The sequence below is a fragment of the Buttiauxella ferragutiae genome (genome assembly GCF_022637515.1).
Lineage (GTDB): Bacteria > Pseudomonadota > Gammaproteobacteria > Enterobacterales > Enterobacteriaceae > Buttiauxella > Buttiauxella ferragutiae.
On the sequence record NZ_CP093332.1, the window covers coordinates 4,366,283 to 4,383,800 of the forward strand.

A 17,518-nucleotide genomic window follows, 5' to 3' on the forward strand; every position below is an offset into this window, starting at 1 on the left:
GCGCGGCCAAAGCCACGCCGTTTATATCGCTTAGAGGCTATTGAAAACGCGGTTTTCCTGCTCATTCACACGAATGAACGTAGTACGTTTGGTCAACTCTTTCAGGCGAGAAGCACCAACGTAAGTACAGGCAGAACGCAGGCCGCCCATAATGTCACGAGCAGTGTTTTCAACCGGGCCACGCAATGGCAGCTTAACGGTTTTGCCTTCTGCTGCGCGGTATTGCGCAACACCACCAACGTGCCGAGTCATTGCAGACTCGGAGCTCATACCGTAGAACAGCATGAATTTCTCACCGTTTTCTTCAACGATTGTGCCACCGCTTTCGTCATGACCAGCCAGCATACCGCCCAGCATCACGAAATCTGCGCCGCCGCCGAATGCTTTAGCAACATCGCCCGGCATAGTACAACCACCGTCGCTAACAATCTGGCCGCCAAGGCCATGAGCCGCGTCGGCACATTCGATAACAGCTGAAAGCTGTGGGTAACCCACGCCGGTTTTCACACGGGTAGTACAAACTGAACCAGGACCGATACCGACTTTAACGATATCCGCACCAGAGAGAATCAGCTCTTCGCACATTTCGCCAGTCACAACGTTACCCGCACAGATCACTTTATCCGGCCATGCTTCACGCGCTTTAGACACGAACTGAGTGAAGTGTTCAGAGTAACCATTCGCCACATCGATGCAGATAAATTGCAGCGCAGGGTTCAGGTTGAGAATTTGTTTGGTTTTCTGGAAGTCAGCATCAGATGTGCCGGTGGAAACCATCACGAACTTCAGGATGTTTTCTGGAACAGATTTAACGAAGTTGCTCCACTCTTCAACAGAGTAGTGCTTATGGACAGCAGTAAGGATATCAAACGAAGCCAACGCCTCGGCCATACCGAATGTACCCACGGTGTCCATGTTAGCAGCAATGATCGGCACACCTGACCATGCAATACCGGAGTGTTTGAAAGTGAATTGGCGCTCGAGCTCAACATCAGAGCGGCTTTTAAGAGTGGAACGTTTTGGGCGAATAAGAACGTCTTTAAAACCTAACTTCAAATCTTCTTCAATACGCATGTTGCAGATTCCTGGGTCGAATGGCGAAGGACGCGTGAACGCAATTGGCGATTTAGGCACCAATTCCAGTGACGCTATCATACGCACTATTAATGCCGCCGCAAGACTGCGAAAACAGTCTTTTTTGCGCTACAATCGTTAAAATTTACCTTAGAAATATGAAATCGCTTTAGGGTCTGGGTCTTATGGTTTATACGGTGGCATTAACGGGTGGGATTGGCAGTGGTAAAAGTACTGTCGCCGATAACTTTTCCCAATTAGGTATTACCGTAGTAGACGCAGATGTAATTGCTCGTCGGGTGGTTGAGCCAGGGCAACCTGCTCTTAGCATTATTTCTGACCATTTTGGCAAAGAGATTCTTCTTCAGGATGGCACTCTTAACCGCCGGGTTCTTCGCGAAAAGATCTTCTCTTCACCTGAAGAAAAACAATGGCTCAATGCGCTGCTACATCCACTGATCCATCAACGAACCCGAACTGAAATCAATGAGGCTCTTTCCCCCTACGTTTTGTGGGTTGTTCCGTTGTTAGTTGAGAATAATCTACAGCAAATGGCCGATCGCGTGCTGGTTGTTGATGTCTCGCCAGAGGTGCAAATCGCACGTACTATTGCGCGCGATAAAGTCAGTCGTGAACATGTGCAACAAATCCTTACTGCACAGGCGACACGCGAGGCGCGCTTGAGCGCTGCCGATGATGTAATTAATAATGATGGTGCCGCCGAACAGGTGGCCGCACATGTTGACCGTCTGCACCGCCAGTATCTGGAACTGGCGTCCCAGGCCGCACAGCAGGAAAATGAATAATGAGCACCCAGATTCTTTTTGAGCACCCACTGAATGAAAAAATGCGTACCTGGTTGCGTATCGAGTTCTTAATCCAACAACTCGACAGTTCATTACCGGTAGATGGGACTTCCAAAGCCCTTCATTTTTTCCGTAATGTCGGTGACCTGCTAGACGTCTTTGAACGAGGCGAAATTCGCACAGATATCCTCAAAGAGCTTGAGCGTCAGCAGCGTAAATTATTGAACTGGGCTGAGGTTCCTGGTGTAGATATGCAGCTTATCGATTCGCTGCGTAGCCAGCTCAAAGAACGCGGTAGTGTTTTAATGGCAGCGCCACGCCTTGGGCAGTCTTTACGAGAAGACCGTCTGATTGCCCTTGTTCGTCAGCGTCTAAGTATTCCTGGCGGATGCTGCAGTTTCGATTTGCCAACGTTACACATCTGGTTGTATTCGCCACAAGAGCAGCGCAATGCCCAAATTAATACCTGGCTTACGAGTTTGCAGCCGTTGAAGCAGGCATTGGATTTGTTGCTGGATATTATTCGTAATTCGGCTCCATTCCGTAAACAAACCAGCCTGAATGGTTTTTATCAGGATAACGGTGATGATGCTGATTTGCTGCGTTTACAGCTGGATCTCTCGTCCCAGCTCTACCCCCAGGTTTCTGGTCATAAAAGCCGTTTTGCAATCCGTTTCTTACCGCTAGATAGCGAAAATGGAATTATCCCTGAGCGTCTCGATTTTGAGCTGGCATGCTGTTAAGGAGCGAATATGTCTGAACTTACTAAAGTAAACTGCCCTGGTTGTGGCAAAGTCGTTGTCTGGAATGAAGCCAGCCCGTATCGCCCATTTTGCAGTAAACGTTGCCAGCTGATTGACTTAGGTGAATGGGCCGCTGAGGAAAAACGTATTCCAAGCAGCGGCGATTTGTCAGAGAGTGATGACTGGAGTGAAGAAGATTTACGTTAGCTCTGCTGTAATTTTCTGATAATCGGTTCATTTGCTGGTGGGAAATCTGCTGCCACCAGCGCATTCTGTGTAACCCACTGCCCCGGTTGCCCTTCTTTGCCCCACGGCTCGCCTTCCCAGCTCTCCACCATGAAAAACCACAGCGTGATATGCCGGTCCGGGAACTGGTAAGCCAGTTTATCAAACAGCGTAAACCCAGTGACCGTGATGCCTGTTTCTTCATGTAGCTCGCGAACTAATGCTTGCTCTGGCGTTTCATCAACTTCGATTTTCCCACCGGGAAACTCCAGCTTATTTGCCATATGAGCGTCAGCAGCTCGCTGAGTGATAAAAATCTGCCCTTGGGAATTGCGAATGATCCCGACGGCTATTTCTAGTTGTTTCATTTTTGTGCAGGTGCTCCATAGAAAAAAGGCGCAGCAAGCTGCGCCTTCGTCAACAATACAGTTCTTAGCTTAAACGGCCATGACACTGCTTGAATTTTTTACCGGAACCGCATGGGCACGGATCGTTACGACCCACTTTGCGCTCACCCGTCTCTGCTGCCAGTGATTCCGCAGCCAGCGTGTCGTCATCCTGATGGCTCAACTGCTGCATCTGCGCCAAACGCTCAGCTTCATCACGACGCTGTTGTTCCATCGCTTCTACTTCTTCAGGCATACGAACCTGGACTTTGCTCAAGGTACTGATAACTTCATATTTCAGAGCTTCGAGCATAGAAGCAAACATGGCAAAAGATTCACGCTTGTATTCTTGCTTAGGATCTTTCTGCGCATAACCACGCAAGTGGATACCCTGACGCAGATAGTCCATAGCCGCCAGGTGCTCTTTCCACAATGAATCCAGGGTCTGTAGCATCACGCCTTTTTCGAAATGACGCATCATTTCAACGCCAACCACTTCTTCTTTACGCTGATACACTTCCATTGCGTTTTGCAGAATACGCTCGCGCAGCGTTTCTTCATGCAGCTCTGGCTCTTTATCCAGCCACTCTTTAATTGGCAGCTCGAGGTCAAAGTCGTTTTTCAGGCGTTCTTGCAGGCCTTCAACATCCCACATTTCTTCGAGTGATTGCGGTGGGATGTGCGTGTCGATTGTCACTTTAAAGACATCTTCACGGATGCTGTTGATGGTTTCGCTAACGTCGCTCACGTCCAGCAATTCGTTACGCTGGCTGTAGATCGCACGACGTTGGTCGTTCGCCACATCATCATATTCAAGAAGCTGCTTACGGATATCAAAGTTACGGCTTTCAACTTTACGCTGTGCGTTAGCAATTGCCTTAGTGACCCATGGGTGTTCAATCGCTTCGCCCGGCTTCATACCCAGTTTACGCATCATGCCTGAAACACGATCCGATGCGAAAATACGCATCAGTGAATCTTCCATAGACAGGTAGAAACGCGATGAACCCGCATCACCCTGACGACCGGAACGGCCGCGCAACTGGTTATCGATACGGCGAGATTCGTGACGCTCGGTACCGATAATGTGCAAGCCACCGGATGCCAGAACTGCGTCATGGCGAATCTGCCAGTCAGCTTTAATCTGCGCGATTTGCTCAGGCGTTGGGTCTTCAAGCTCAGCGACCTCAGCCTGCCAGCTACCACCCAGTACGATATCCGTACCACGACCAGCCATGTTGGTTGCAATGGTCACTGCGGCAGGATAACCCGCCTGCGCCACGATACCGGCTTCGTTAGCGTGGAACTTGGCGTTCAGAACATTGTGTTTGATACCCGCTTTGGTCAACTCAGCGGAAACCACTTCGGATTTTTCGATAGAAATGGTACCAACAAGAACGGGCTGACCGTTAGTAGTACGCTCTTTAATATCTTCAATGATTGCCATAATCTTGTCTGCTTCAGTCATATAGACCAGATCAGGCATGTCTTTACGGATCATTGGACGGTTAGTCGGCACAACGATAGTATCGAGTTTGTAGATAGAGCTAAATTCGAATGCTTCGGTATCCGCAGTACCCGTCATACCGGCCAGTTTTTCATACAGGCGGAAGTAGTTCTGGAAGGTAATAGATGCCAGCGTCTGGTTTTCGTTCTGAATGTCGACGCCTTCTTTAGCTTCAACAGCCTGGTGCAGGCCATCAGACCAACGGCGGCCTTGCATGGTACGACCGGTGTGTTCATCAACGATGATAACTTCGCCATCTTTAACGATGTAATCAACGTCACGGGCGAACAGCACATGCGCACGCAGTGCTGCAGTCACGTGGTGCATCAGCATAATGTTCGTCGGGGAGTACAGAGACTCACCTTCTTCCATAATGCCTTCCTGTACCAGTAACTCTTCAACCAGTACCAGACCGCGTTCAGTAATGTTTACCTGACGAGATTTTTCGTCTACGGAGAAGTGGCCTTCACCCTGGAAAGTATCAGAATCTTCTTTTTCCTGACGGATCAGGCTCGGGATGATTTTGTTTACTTTACGGTACATCTCGGAGCTGTCTTCAGCAGGACCGGAGATGATTAGCGGCGTACGCGCTTCATCAATAAGAATTGAGTCAACCTCATCCACCAATGCGTAGTGCAGTTTACGCTGTACACGTTCTTCAGGGCTGAACGCCATGTTGTCACGCAGGTAGTCAAAACCGTATTCGTTGTTGGTGCCGTAAGTGATGTCAGCGGCATAAGCTTCACGCTTTGCCGGAGCTGGCATGTTTGGCAAGTTAATGCCAACGCTCAGACCGAGGTATTCGAAAAGCGGACGGTTGTTTTCGGCATCACGCTGGGCCAGGTAATCGTTCACTGTAACCACGTGAACACCACGGCCACTCAGCGCATTCAGGTATGCTGGTAGAGTTGCGGTCAGTGTTTTACCTTCACCTGTACGCATCTCTGCGATACAGCGATCGTTTAGTACCATACCGCCAAGCAGCTGCACGTCGAAGTGACGCATCCCGAATACACGCTTACTAGCTTCACGAACAACCGCAAAAGCTTCTGGGATCAGATTTTCAAGTACTTCACCTTTCGCAAGACGAGCACGGAACTCATTCGTTTTGGCTTTTAATTCATCATCGGAAAGTTTTTCAATTTCCGGTTCCATACTATTGATCAGGGTGACAACTTTACGCATACGACGCAGAGTGCGGTCGTTACGACTACCGAAAACTTTAGTTAATAATTTGATTAGCATGATTAATTCTCAAACGCCTGCCATCAGGGCAGAGCTAAAAATAACGTTATAATTAAAGGAAAGGAATTTAGCTGAGGCGTTGTGGACCGGCGCGGATACCGTGAACCTGGCTAATCCAAATGGCAGGACTGAATGTCTCAACCGCTGGAGATTGCCAAAGCGCGATATGACGCACAATAACAGGGGGTTTGCTTTCCTGGGTAAGAAGCGCTGTGAGCGTGTCCAGCAAAGCGAGTTTGTGTGCCTGAAGTGGCAAACTTTCTTGTGCTACAGGCAATGCTTGAGGTGCCATTGCAAATGAAAGATGACGAATTACTGTACGAATAGCATGTTGATGCCAGTAATCGACACTAAAAGATGGTCGGCGGGTACTTTCCTGCAATAATGCCAGACTATTGAAGCTAACCTTATTCAGGTAGTCGTGGCTACTGGTAGATGTTTCGGCAGGGGCGGTTGGTTCGGTATTTTGGCTGAGCGCAGGCATGCCAAAACTCGCCGCAACCATCCCTAATAAGAGATGCGGCCAGAAATAACGTCTGCCAAACTGTCGCCAACGATTTAGAATACCAATCACTTTATCCGCCGGAGCATTATGTATGCGTGATAGCCGCCCACAATCTTTAGATCATTTGTTCGATGATGCTGGTGCCGAAAGCGTGTTGCAAAACGTGCAACAGCGCGCAACTGCGCTACTTAAGCTCAACAGGGCAGTGAAAGGGATATTACCCGCTCAACTGCATCCCTGGTGCCGGGTAGCAAATTTCCGACAAGGCATTCTCGTACTTGAAACTGCAAATGCTAGCTGGCTGATGCGGTTACGCTATGAACAAGCCACGCTACTGAGTGCATTACGTGCACAAATATTACCATCATTGACATCAATCGACATCAGGATTAATCCATCACTGGCTGCAATTGGACAAGAATCAGTACAAGAAAACAGCACTCAGACAGTGAAAGGGAAAACTGAAGGGGTCAACAGAGTGTTAAGCCAGCAAAGCGCGGAGGCATTAAGAATGGTGGCTGAACGTAGCCCTGAGAAATTGAAGGCAATAATAGAACGACTGGCGTCATTGGCCGGAGAGAGTACCAATGAAACCAGTCGTAATAAATAATTCTGGTGTTATGCCAGAACCATTTTCGGTGCTTTGAACGCTAACGGAAGTTCGGCATCGTCCTGGAAGGTTGCCCATTCCCAGGCTTCTTGCTTCGCCAGAACCGCTTGAAGCAGTTTGTTATTCAGTGCATGACCTGACTTATAGGCGGTAAACGCGCCGATAATGTTATGGCCGCACATGAACAAGTCGCCGATTGCGTCGAGCATTTTGTGACGAACGAATTCATCTTCAAAACGCAGACCGTCTTCGTTCAGTACGCGATAATCGTCAACAACGATGGCACAATCGAAGCTACCGCCCAGGCACAAACCACGGGACTGCAGATATTCGATATCACGCATAAAACCGAAGGTACGAGCACGACTAATCTGGCGCATAAACGCGTCCGCAGAGAAGTTCATACTGTAGCGTTGGGTACTGGCATCAATCGCCGGATGGTTAAAGTCGATGGTGAAATCCAACGAGAAACCATTGTACGGCTTGAATTCAGCCCATTTATCGCCGTCTTCAACGCGAACTGTTTCTTTCACGCGCACAAATTTCTTCGCACAGTTTAATTCGTCAATCCCGGCATCAAGCAGCAGGTAGACGAATGGCGCTGCACTACCGTCCATGATTGGGATTTCTGGGGCATTGACTTCAATAATAATGTTATCAATACCTAATCCCGCAAGGGCGGCATTCAAATGCTCAACGGTAGAAATCCGCACATCGTGCTCGTTCACCAGGCAAGTACAGAGCATGGTATCACGCACAGATTTGGCATCTGCCGGAAAATCTACCGGAGGATTCAAGTCGGTGCGACGATAGATGACCCCGGTATTTGCCGGCGCAGGGCGCAACGTCAGTGTGACTTTCTTGCCGGTATGTAAACCGACGCCAGTCGCCTGAACGATACGTTTAAGTGTCCTTTGTTTGATCATCGTATAATCTCGCCAATTACCTATCCAACCGAAGTGTATATCACAATCGGTGGGCCAGTTTAGCACAAAGAGCGCAGATCCCCAACTTCCGGTTTATTCTTAATCAGCTTGCTTACGCAGAAACGCTGGAATATCCAGATAATCAGGCTCTTTCGTTGTTTGTGGCGTATTGTCATTCACTACTTTTGCAACTGGCTTTTGCTCTTGTTGAAGAGGAGCCATACCGTGTTGCTGGTAGCGATCCATCACTGGCTGCTGAGTCTGCTTGTTGGTCACTAGAGTAATTTCTGGACGTTTGTCCATGCCAATACCAGTTGCAACAACAGTCACACGCAGTTCGTCATTCATCTCTGGATCCAGAGAAGTACCGATAACCACAGTAGCGTTATCAGATGCGAACGCACGAATGGTGTTACCCACAGTTTCGAACTCATCCAGACGCAGGTCAAAGCCAGCGGTGATGTTGACCAGAACGCCACGAGCACCAGACAGATCGATGTCTTCCAACAGTGGGCTAGAAATCGCCATTTCTGCCGCTTCTTCTGCACGATCTTCGCCACTTGCTACACCAGAGCCCATCATGGCATAACCCATTTCGGACATTACGGTGCGCACGTCAGCAAAGTCGACGTTCATCAGACCCGGACGGGTAATCAGTTCAGCGATACCCTGAACTGCACCTTTCAGTACATCGTTTGCTGCGCCAAAAGCGTCCAGCAGAGAAATACCACGGCCCAGAACTTTCAATAATTTGTCGTTTGGAATGGTGATCAGTGAATCAACATGCTTAGACAACTCGGCAATACCCTGCTCCGCGAACGCCATGCGCTTCTTGCCTTCGAAGTTGAAAGGCTTAGTCACAACGGCTACGGTCAGGATGCCCAGATCTTTAGCAACTTCCGCAACTACCGGCGCTGCACCTGTACCAGTACCGCCACCCATGCCAGCGGCGATAAAGACCATGTCTGCGCCTTCAAGGGCTGCACGTAACGCATCGCGGTCTTCTTCCGCAGCGGTACGACCCACTTCAGGGTTAGCTCCAGCACCCAGACCTTTGGTAATACCATTACCAATCTGGATAGTCTGGCCTACCGCAGTTTTACGTAACGCTTGCGCGTCAGTATTCACTGCAAAGAATTCAACACCTTCGATGCGTTCACGCACCATGTGTTCAACGGCATTACCGCCGCCACCACCGACGCCGATGACTTTAATCACCGCGTCGTTGGTCAGTTCCATAGGTTCAAACATAGTTTCTCTCCGTTTTGTGCCTGTCGCCTGAGACCACTAATTTTGTCTGGTCTCTTATAAAAATTAAAACTCTTTTCTCAGCCAGCTGTTGATTCGCTTAATCCATGAGCCGACAGAGGTCCGTTTTTCCACTTCCGCTTCACCACTGAGATGAGTTTCTTTCCCGTAGTGCAGCAAGCCGACCGCTGTGGAGTAATAAGACTCCTGGGCGTAATCAGTCAGGCCGGTAATATTTAACGGTTGTCCGATACGAACTTGCGTATGGAACACGCGTTGCGCACAGGCTGCCAGACCTTCAATTTGTGCAGCGCCACCCGTTAGTACAATCCCCGCCGCCAGGTGGTGCTTCACACCTTGTTGGCGAAGTTGCTCTTGTAATTGCAAAATCTCTTCGTTGACCAGATTCAACAGTTCGGTATAACGAGGCTCGATGACTTCAGCGAGCGTCTGGCGTTGCAGGCTACGCGGTGGACGTCCACCGACACTTGGCACTTCAACGTTTTCATCTTTACCGACAATTGAACCCAACGCGCAACCATGACGGACTTTAATGGCTTCTGCATCACTCGGTGGTGTACCAAAGGCGTAAGCGATATCGCTGGTCACCACGTTCCCCGCATAAGGGATAACCTTTGTGTGGCGCAACGCGCCGCCAGTGTAGACCGCGATGTCCATAGTACCACCACCGACATCCACAACGCAGACCCCTAATTCACGCTCATCTTCGGTCAATACTGCGTAGCTCGCCGCAAGACCTGCAAAGATCAGTTGGTCCACTTTCAAGCCACATCGTTCAACAGCTTTGACGATGTTTTTAGCCATATCGTTATGGCAGGTGATGAGGTGCACTTTAGCCTGCATGCGCACCCCCGATAAACCTACAGGATTTTTGATGCCTTCCTGGTAGTCAATTGCATATTCTTGCGGGATAACGTGCAAAACACGATGTTCGTCACGTACGCGTACTGACTTCGCGGTGTGAACAACGTTCTCAACGTCTTCCTGCGTCACTTCTTCTTCCGAAATTGGCACCATGCCAATCTCGTTTTGACAGCTAATGTGTTTACCTGACAGCGCAAGGTAGACCGAAGAAATCTGGCAATCAGCCATAAGCTCGGCCTGGTCAATCGCGCGCTGAACGCATTTCACGACTGACTCGAGATCGTTTACGCCACCTTTGTCCATACCACGCGATGGGCAACTGCCCACGCCAATAATATTGACCATACCGTCAGGCAGAACTTCCCCTACTAAAGCGGCAACCTTTGCGGTACCGATCTCCAGTCCTACTACCAGTTTTCTGTCCGTCGCCTTGATCATTGTTATTCTGCCTGTGCCTGATTCTGTTGCTGATTAGGATTAGGTTCCTCTACGGGAGCTGGCTGCCAACCCACTGCCGCGCCTGAGTCATAACGCAAGTCGACGTAGCTAATCCTTTTATTGTCGGCTTGCTCTTGCTGCTGCAGAACAGGGTAAAGTTCTACAAAGCGACTCAAGCGTTTCATCGTATCGCCACGGCCCAAGTTGAGCTTGATGCCATTATTCAACGTCAATTGCCAGGAACGACGAGCGGTCATCGCCGCTTCTTTCAAAGTAAATTTATCCTTTGCCAGCACATCGCCCATTGCGCGATAGCCTTGCAAGACTTCACCTTCACTGCCTTCGGGTCCAGATAACATAGGTAAAGTCTGCTTTACCGCGCGTTCTGCTGGAACGCTAAACGCAATTCCTTGCGCATCAATCATATGCTGATCATTCCAGCGCGCTATGGGTACATATTCAACCAGATGAATCTTCAATTCGTCCGGCCACTGCTTTCTGACACTCGCCTGTTTAATCCACGGCAAGCGTTCAATTTGCTGCTGGATGATATTCACATCCTGGGTCATAAAGGTGCCTGGTGGCCCAAGTGCCAGAATTGACTGACGAATATCATCGTTACGGGTGTAATGCCGTTCACCAGTAACTACCAACTTAGACAGTGGCAGACGTTGTGCATCTTCCATCCAGCCGACGACAATCCAGCCGCCGATAAATACCGTAAACAGCACTGCACTGAGGAAAATGATCCCGGCCAGTCGCCCGCCATTACTCCGGCGAGAGCTGGTTTCCTCTTCTTCCTGGCGATTACGTGTATTCAGAGCTGCTTGCGACATATCAGTCTGCCAACTCCAGAATACGCACCACCAGTTGAGAGAACGTCATGCCTGCCTGACGTGCCGCCATCGGCACCAGACTATGGCTGGTCATGCCAGGGGACGTGTTAACTTCCAGCAGATAAAACTGCCCGTCACTATCCAGCATGACATCTACGCGCCCCCAACCACTGCAACCCAAAGCTTGCCAGGCTTGCAGCACTAACGCCTGCAATTCTTGCTCGCGTTGTTCGATTAAACCGCCTGGGCAAAAATACTGTGTTTCATCAGAGAGATACTTCGCCTCATAATCATAGAAAATTCCGGCGGGTTGAATGCGAATTGACGGCAAAATTTCTTCACCCAGGATAGCAACCGTGTACTCAGGGCCACTTAACCATTTCTCAATCAACACTTCTTCATCGTGTTCGAAGGCCAGTTCAAGTGCTGCTGGCAGTGCAGCAACGCTATCAACCTTCGACATCCCCACGCTTGAACCTTCACGGCTTGGTTTCACGATAACTGGCAGCCCCAGGCTGGCAATACGTTCTACCGTTGTTGCGCTGATACCGGCTTCCACATCACGGCGAGTCAATGCAACCCACGGAGCAACGGGTAAACCGGCACCTTTCCATAACAATTTGGTACGCAGCTTATCCATAGAGATAGCCGAAGCCATCACGCCACTACCGGTATATGGCAGTTTCAGGAAATCCAGTAACCCTTGCAGGGTTCCGTCTTCGCCACCACGGCCATGTAAAGCAATAAATACTTTTTCAAAACCCTGCGCTTTCAGTTCAGTCACCGGTGTATTTTTCGGATCGACCTCGTGAGCGTCAATTCCGGCTTCTCTCAGGCCCGCGAGTACCGCTGCACCTGATTGCAATGACACCTCACGTTCAGCAGAAGTTCCGCCGAACAGGACAGCGATTTTCTCAGCCATGTTGGTCGCCCTCCTTAGTGTGGGACTGCAAGCGGAATTCAGCCAGGTTTCTGGCAACTTTCCCAACATTTCCTGCACCTTGCACCAGGATCAGGTCATTTCCTGACAAAACTGGCGCTAAAATGTCCGCAATCTGACTTGCGTCAGGTACAAGAATTGGGTCGACTTTTCCACGGCCACGAATAGTGCGGCATAGCGAACGGCTATCAGCGCCTGGAATTGCCGCTTCACCGGCAGAATAAACATCCAGCATCAGCAAAGAATCGACTTGCGACAATACGTTAGCAAAATCATCGTACAAATCACGAGTACGCGTGAAGCGATGCGGCTGGAAAATCATCACCAGATTTTTATCCGGCCATCCCGCACGTGCAGCTTTAATGGTGGCATCCACTTCTGTCGGATGGTGACCGTAGTCATCAACCAACATCGCGGTACCTTCTTTGCCATTCACTTCGGCAAGCGGATACTCACCCAAGAAATCAAAGCGACGCCCTGTACCCTGGAAGCTTTCCAGCGCACTCAGAATGTCAGCATCATCAATGCCTTCTTCAGTGGCAACGGACACCGCAGCAGCCGCGTTTAACGCGTTGTGGCGGCCAGGAGCATTCAAGGTCACATGCAGAGCAGGCTTACCCTGACGTGCGATGGTGAAATGCCCCTGCGGCCCTTTCTGCTGATAATTTTCAACACGAACGTCAGCGTCTTCACTAAAACCGTAAGTGGTGATCTTGCGGCCCACTCGTGGCAACAGCTCGCGAATAACCGGATCGTCTACACACATCACAGCCAGGCCATAAAACGGCAGGTTGTGCAGGAAGTTAATAAACGTCTGCTTTAAATTCTCGAAGTCGCCCTGGTAGGTATCCATATGGTCAGCTTCTATATTTGTCACCACAGAAACCATCGGTTGCAGATGGAGGAATGACGCATCACTCTCATCGGCTTCAGCAATCAGGTAACGGCTATGACCCAGACGCGCGTGGGTTCCTGCTGCTTTCACCAGACCACCATTGACAAAAGTCGGGTCGAGACCAGCTTCTGCATAAATACTGGAAACCATCGCTGTGGTGGTGGTTTTCCCGTGTGTTCCTGCAATGGCGATGCCATGACGGAAGCGCATCAGTTCTGCCAGCATTTCAGCGCGACGGATAACCGGAATACGCGCTTCATGCGCCGCAACAATTTCTGGGTTATCCATCGAGATGGCGGTAGAAACCACCACAACACTCGCATCCAGTACGTTCTCTGGACGATGGTTGAAATAAATCGTGGCGCCCAGCGCCGACAACTGCTGAGTGACCGGGTTCGGAGCCAAATCAGACCCGCTGATCTGGTAACCTTCGTTAGCTAAAACTTCGGCAATACCGCCCATACCGGCGCCGCCGATGCCAACAAAGTGAATGTGCCGGACGCGACGCATCTCGGGCACGATAGAACGCAGTTTCGCCAGTTGTTGTGTATTCATTCTCTAACCTGCAGCGTCAAACGCCATTACTTCAAATATTCATGGGCAAAAGAGCCACCCACAATGATTACGCCAGTGCTGCGGCGCTCACTTCATTTGCTACCCGTTCTGTGGCATCAGGAATGGATGCAGCACGCGCACGTTCGGCCATTGCCAGTAACGTCGTTCTGTCCCACCCGGCGAGAGTTTGGGTAACGGCATCCACGGTAAACTGCGGTTGCTCCAGTATTTTTGCCGCTCCAGCTTTTTCCAGCGGCAGCGCATTCCAGTATTGCTGCCGATCTTTATGCTGGAAGGGAACAAACAGTGCAGGTAACCCTGCTGCCGCGATTTCACTGACGGTTAACGCACCGGAGCGACACACCACGACATCGGCCCATGCATAAGCAGCAGCCATATCATCAATAAATTCGGTCACTTTATGCTGAGGCTGTGCGGCTTCAGCATAGGCCTGCTGAACAACGTCCAGCCCACCTTTACCACATTGGTGCCAGATAGTGACAGAATCACCCAGACGGCCTGCAACTTGCGGCATCGTCTGGTTCAGCACGCGAGCCCCTTGAGAGCCACCGACGACTAAAACGCGAACAGGGCCTTCACGTCCGGAAAAACGTTCTTGCGGTAATGGTAGCGCCAGCACATCAGTGCGCACCGGATTGCCCACCACATCAGCATTCGGGAAAGCCCCCGGAAATGCCTGCATCACTTTTTTGGCGATTTTTGACAACCATTTGTTGGTTAAACCAGCAATACCATTTTGCTCATGTAACACCACGGGAATACCGAGCGACCAGGCTGCCAGACCACCAGGGCCAGATACATAACCGCCCATCCCCAGAACCACATCCGGGCGATACGCTTTCATGATGGCTCGCGCCTGACGCCAGGCGTTGAAAATACGCGCGGGCGCCAACAACATGGCTTTCAGGCCTTTACCGCGCAAACCTGAAATACGAATAAAATCGATCTCAATCCCATGTTTAGGAACTAAGTCAGCTTCCATACGATCGGCGGTTCCCAGCCAGCGGACTTGCCAGCCCTGGTCCATTAAGTGATGCGCCACAGCAAGCCCCGGGAACACATGCCCGCCAGTCCCGCCTGCCATCACCATTAACCGCCGGGTTTGATTACTCATCGCACACCCTTCGTGAACGCCTGTGCTTTTGCCAGACGGGTTTCATAATCAATACGCAGCAACATCATGATTGCTGTAGACATAATTATCAGGCTTGAACCACCGTAACTGATCAGGGGTAATGTCAGGCCTTTGGTTGGCAACATGCCCGCTGCCGCCCCAACGTTTACCAGAGCCTGGAAACTAAACCAGATCCCGATTGAGCAGCCTAAAAACCCTGCAAAACGTTGGTCCATTTCTAACGCACGTTTACCGATGGACATCGCACGAAAAGCCACGAAGAATACCATCATTAATGCCAGCACCACACCGATATATCCGAGCTCTTCTCCGATAATGGAGAAGATGAAGTCGGTATGCGCTTCCGGTAAATACTCGAGTTTTTGTACCGAATTCCCTAAGCCCTGCCCCCACAATTCACCGCGGCCAAACGCCATCAGAGATTGTGTTAGCTGGTAGCCACTACCAAACGGGTCTTCCCACGGATTCCAGAAGGACGTTACGCGGCGAATACGATAAGGTTCTGCGAGGATCAGTAGCACCACGGCAGAAATACCCATGCCGATAATCGCGAGGAACTGCCAGAGTTTGGCACCGGCGAGGAACAACATCGCAAGCGTTGTCACAAACAGCACAACCACAGTACCGAGGTCAGGCTGCGCCAGCAACAACACTGCCATCACCAGAATAACGCCCATCGGTTTGAGGAAGCCGCGCAAGTTGTTACGTACTTCATCAACCTTACGAACCAGGTAGTTGGCCAGATAGCAGAACAACGACAGCTTGGTAAACTCAGCAGGCTGAATACGCAGTGGACCGAACGCAATCCAGCGTGATGCCCCGTTAACCGAGCTACCGACGACCAGTACGATCAACAGCATTGCGATGGATAATAGCAGCAGCGCGGTACTGTGACGCTGCCAGAATTCCATCGGTAAACGCAGTGTTACCAACGACAGTGCAAAAGCCAGTGCGATGTACAAACCATCACGTTTGGCAAACAGGAACGGATCATTTGCCAGACGCTGCCCCACCGGCATCGATGCCGATGTGACCATAACAAAGCCTACTGCGGCCAACCCGAAAGTCAGCCAGAGCAAAGTACGGTCGTACAGCACCATGCTATTTGAATCAGCTTCGCGGGAGCCCATCACCCAGCCTTTTACCGCCGACGCCAGCCAACTCAGGATGGCAAATCCTGGCAGTCGTGGCATTCGCAGGCGAGGGAGAGATAAGCGCATCAGCCAAGCTCCTTCGCAAGCAGAGTGAATTGGTCGCCACGTTGCTCGAAGTTTTTGAACTGATCGAGGCTGGCGCAAGCCGGTGAAAGCAGAACCATGTCACCCGGTTGTACGCGGGTTGCGATCAATTTCATCGCCTGTTCCATGGTTTCAGTTTGCTCGGCAACATCCGGGCGCAGTGCCGCAAGTTCAGCACCATCACGGCCAAAACAATAAAGGCGAATTGCTGAACCTTGCAGATATTGGCTAAGCGAGGAGAAATCCGCAGATTTACCGTCACCGCCTAACAGCAGATGCAAAGTCCCGTCGACTTTCAAACCGTTCAACGCCGCTTCAGTACTGCCGACATTGGTCGCTTTAGAATCGTTAATCCAGCGCACACCGTTACGTTCCCAGGAAAGCTGGAAGCGGTGAGCCAGACCCGTAAATGTGGTGAGGGCTTTCAGGCTGCTGGAGCGTGGGAGTTTCACCGCATCAGCCAGTGCCAGTGCAGCAAGCGCGTTGGTGTAGTTATGACGCCCCACCACTTTCATCTCTTTGGTGTTCAGGACTTTCTCGCCCTTCACTCGTAGCCAGGTGTCGCCCTGCTGGTAATTAAGATGATAGTCACCGACATCCACACCAAAGCTCACACAGCGCTCGTCTGCACCACGCACTGGCATCGTCAGCGCGTCATCAGCATTGACGACACAAAGCGCCGCGTTTTCATAAACTCGTAACTTAGCCGCACGGTACTGCTGCAAACCCAACGGATAGCGATCCATATGATCTTCAGTGACGTTGAGAATGGTCGCCGCTGCGGCTTTCAGGCTAAACGTGGTTTCCAACTGGAAGCTGGATAACTCAAGTACATAAAGCTCACAGTTCTGATCGAGTAGCATCAATGCTGGCAACCCGATGTTTCCACCCACGCCAACATTGACGCCAGCGGCTTTCGCCATTTCACCGACTAACGTGGTGACCGTGCTTTTACCGTTAGAACCGGTAATCGCCACAATAGGCGCTTGTGCTTCACGGCAAAACAGTTCGATATCACCAATGATTTCAACACCGGCGTCTGCGGCACGGCTCAACGCAGGATGAGCGACAGCGATACCAGGGCTGGCAATAATCAAGTCAGCCGCTAACAACCAGTCTTCGTTGAGTGAGCCAGTATGTCGTTCCACCGTGTCTGGCAATCTTTCCAACCCCGGTGGTGAGATGCGGGTATCCATTACGCGAGGCGTGACGCCGCGCGCAAGGAAGAAATCCACACAGGACAGGCCAGTGAGGCCCAATCCGATAATAACGACTTTTTTACCCTGGTAATCAGTCATGG

General features: G+C 50.6%; 17 protein-coding genes. 4 read left to right on the top strand and 13 right to left on the bottom strand.

The window, feature by feature from the left end; translation table 11 throughout:
• Positions 1–30: 30 nt before the first annotated feature.
• Positions 31–1,074 carry a GMP reductase gene (locus MNO13_RS20120; protein WP_064539904.1) on the bottom strand — a complete coding sequence of 348 codons (1,044 nt, stop codon included), beginning with the start codon at positions 1,072–1,074 and terminating at the stop codon, positions 31–33.
• A gap of 185 nt (positions 1,075–1,259) precedes the next feature.
• Between MNO13_RS20120 and coaE the strand changes: the two genes are divergently transcribed.
• Genes coaE through yacG form a run of 3 tightly spaced genes read left to right on the top strand, consistent with a single transcriptional unit; the run spans position 1,260 to position 2,830 of the window.
• On the top strand, positions 1,260–1,880 hold the full coding sequence (gene coaE / locus MNO13_RS20125) for a dephospho-CoA kinase (protein ID WP_064539906.1): 621 nt from the start codon (positions 1,260–1,262) through the stop codon (positions 1,878–1,880).
• On the top strand, positions 1,880–2,623 hold the full coding sequence (gene zapD, locus MNO13_RS20130; protein WP_064539908.1) for a cell division protein ZapD: 744 nt from the start codon (positions 1,880–1,882) through the stop codon (positions 2,621–2,623). The genes coaE and zapD overlap by 1 nt, the downstream gene beginning before the upstream one ends.
• A 9-nt stretch (positions 2,624–2,632) precedes the next feature.
• Positions 2,633–2,830, top strand: a complete 198-nt coding sequence (gene yacG / locus MNO13_RS20135; protein WP_064539910.1) for a DNA gyrase inhibitor YacG — start codon at positions 2,633–2,635, stop codon at positions 2,828–2,830.
• On the opposite strand, the gene mutT is transcribed toward yacG, so the two are convergent.
• The 3 genes from mutT to secM form a co-directional block, all read right to left on the bottom strand.
• Positions 2,827–3,216, bottom strand: a complete 390-nt coding sequence (gene mutT, locus MNO13_RS20140; RefSeq protein WP_064539912.1) for an 8-oxo-dGTP diphosphatase MutT — start codon at positions 3,214–3,216, stop codon at positions 2,827–2,829. The genes yacG and mutT overlap by 4 nt on opposite strands.
• 64 nt (positions 3,217–3,280) lie before the next feature.
• On the bottom strand, positions 3,281–5,986 hold the full coding sequence (gene secA, locus MNO13_RS20145; RefSeq protein WP_064539914.1) for a preprotein translocase subunit SecA: 2,706 nt from the start codon (positions 5,984–5,986) through the stop codon (positions 3,281–3,283).
• A 67-nt stretch (positions 5,987–6,053) separates the two neighbouring features.
• Complete coding sequence (gene secM, locus MNO13_RS20150) at positions 6,054–6,560, bottom strand: secA translation cis-regulator SecM (RefSeq protein ID WP_064539915.1); 507 nt, start codon at positions 6,558–6,560, stop codon at positions 6,054–6,056.
• 22 nt (positions 6,561–6,582) lie between these two features.
• Between secM and MNO13_RS20155 the strand changes: the two genes are divergently transcribed.
• Positions 6,583–7,101, top strand: a complete 519-nt coding sequence (locus tag MNO13_RS20155) for a DUF721 domain-containing protein (RefSeq protein ID WP_064539917.1) — start codon at positions 6,583–6,585, stop codon at positions 7,099–7,101.
• Positions 7,102–7,109: 8 nt separating this feature from the next.
• On the opposite strand, the gene lpxC is transcribed toward MNO13_RS20155, so the two are convergent.
• The 9 genes from lpxC to murD all read right to left on the bottom strand — a co-directional run bounded on the left by lpxC (position 7,110) and on the right by murD (position 17,516).
• Positions 7,110–8,027 (bottom strand): UDP-3-O-acyl-N-acetylglucosamine deacetylase, encoded by a 918-nt coding sequence (gene lpxC / locus MNO13_RS20160; RefSeq protein WP_064539919.1) that lies wholly within the window; start codon positions 8,025–8,027, stop codon positions 7,110–7,112.
• 99 nt (positions 8,028–8,126) lie between these two features.
• On the bottom strand, positions 8,127–9,278 hold the full coding sequence (gene ftsZ / locus MNO13_RS20165; RefSeq protein WP_064539921.1) for a cell division protein FtsZ: 1,152 nt from the start codon (positions 9,276–9,278) through the stop codon (positions 8,127–8,129).
• Between the two features lie 63 nt (positions 9,279–9,341).
• Positions 9,342–10,598: a cell division protein FtsA gene (gene ftsA, locus MNO13_RS20170; protein WP_034460940.1), complete on the bottom strand. Its 1,257-nt coding sequence runs from the start codon at positions 10,596–10,598 to the stop codon at positions 9,342–9,344.
• A gap of 2 nt (positions 10,599–10,600) precedes the next feature.
• Positions 10,601–11,434, bottom strand: a complete 834-nt coding sequence (gene ftsQ, locus MNO13_RS20175) for a cell division protein FtsQ (protein ID WP_064539923.1) — start codon at positions 11,432–11,434, stop codon at positions 10,601–10,603.
• A 1-nt stretch (position 11,435) separates the two neighbouring features.
• Complete coding sequence (locus tag MNO13_RS20180; RefSeq protein WP_064539925.1) at positions 11,436–12,356, bottom strand: D-alanine--D-alanine ligase; 921 nt, start codon at positions 12,354–12,356, stop codon at positions 11,436–11,438.
• Positions 12,349–13,824, bottom strand: a complete 1,476-nt coding sequence (gene murC, locus MNO13_RS20185; RefSeq protein WP_064539927.1) for a UDP-N-acetylmuramate--L-alanine ligase — start codon at positions 13,822–13,824, stop codon at positions 12,349–12,351. Before murC ends, MNO13_RS20180 begins: the two co-directional genes overlap by 8 nt.
• Before the next feature lie 67 nt (positions 13,825–13,891).
• A complete protein-coding gene (gene murG / locus MNO13_RS20190) occupies positions 13,892–14,959 on the bottom strand; it encodes an undecaprenyldiphospho-muramoylpentapeptide beta-N-acetylglucosaminyltransferase (protein WP_064539929.1) in 1,068 nt (355 codons plus the stop codon).
• Complete coding sequence (gene ftsW, locus MNO13_RS20195; protein ID WP_064539930.1) at positions 14,956–16,200, bottom strand: cell division protein FtsW; 1,245 nt, start codon at positions 16,198–16,200, stop codon at positions 14,956–14,958. Before ftsW ends, murG begins: the two co-directional genes overlap by 4 nt.
• Complete coding sequence (gene murD, locus MNO13_RS20200) at positions 16,200–17,516, bottom strand: UDP-N-acetylmuramoyl-L-alanine--D-glutamate ligase (protein ID WP_241939172.1); 1,317 nt, start codon at positions 17,514–17,516, stop codon at positions 16,200–16,202. Before murD ends, ftsW begins: the two co-directional genes overlap by 1 nt.
• Positions 17,517–17,518 lie beyond the last annotated feature (2 nt).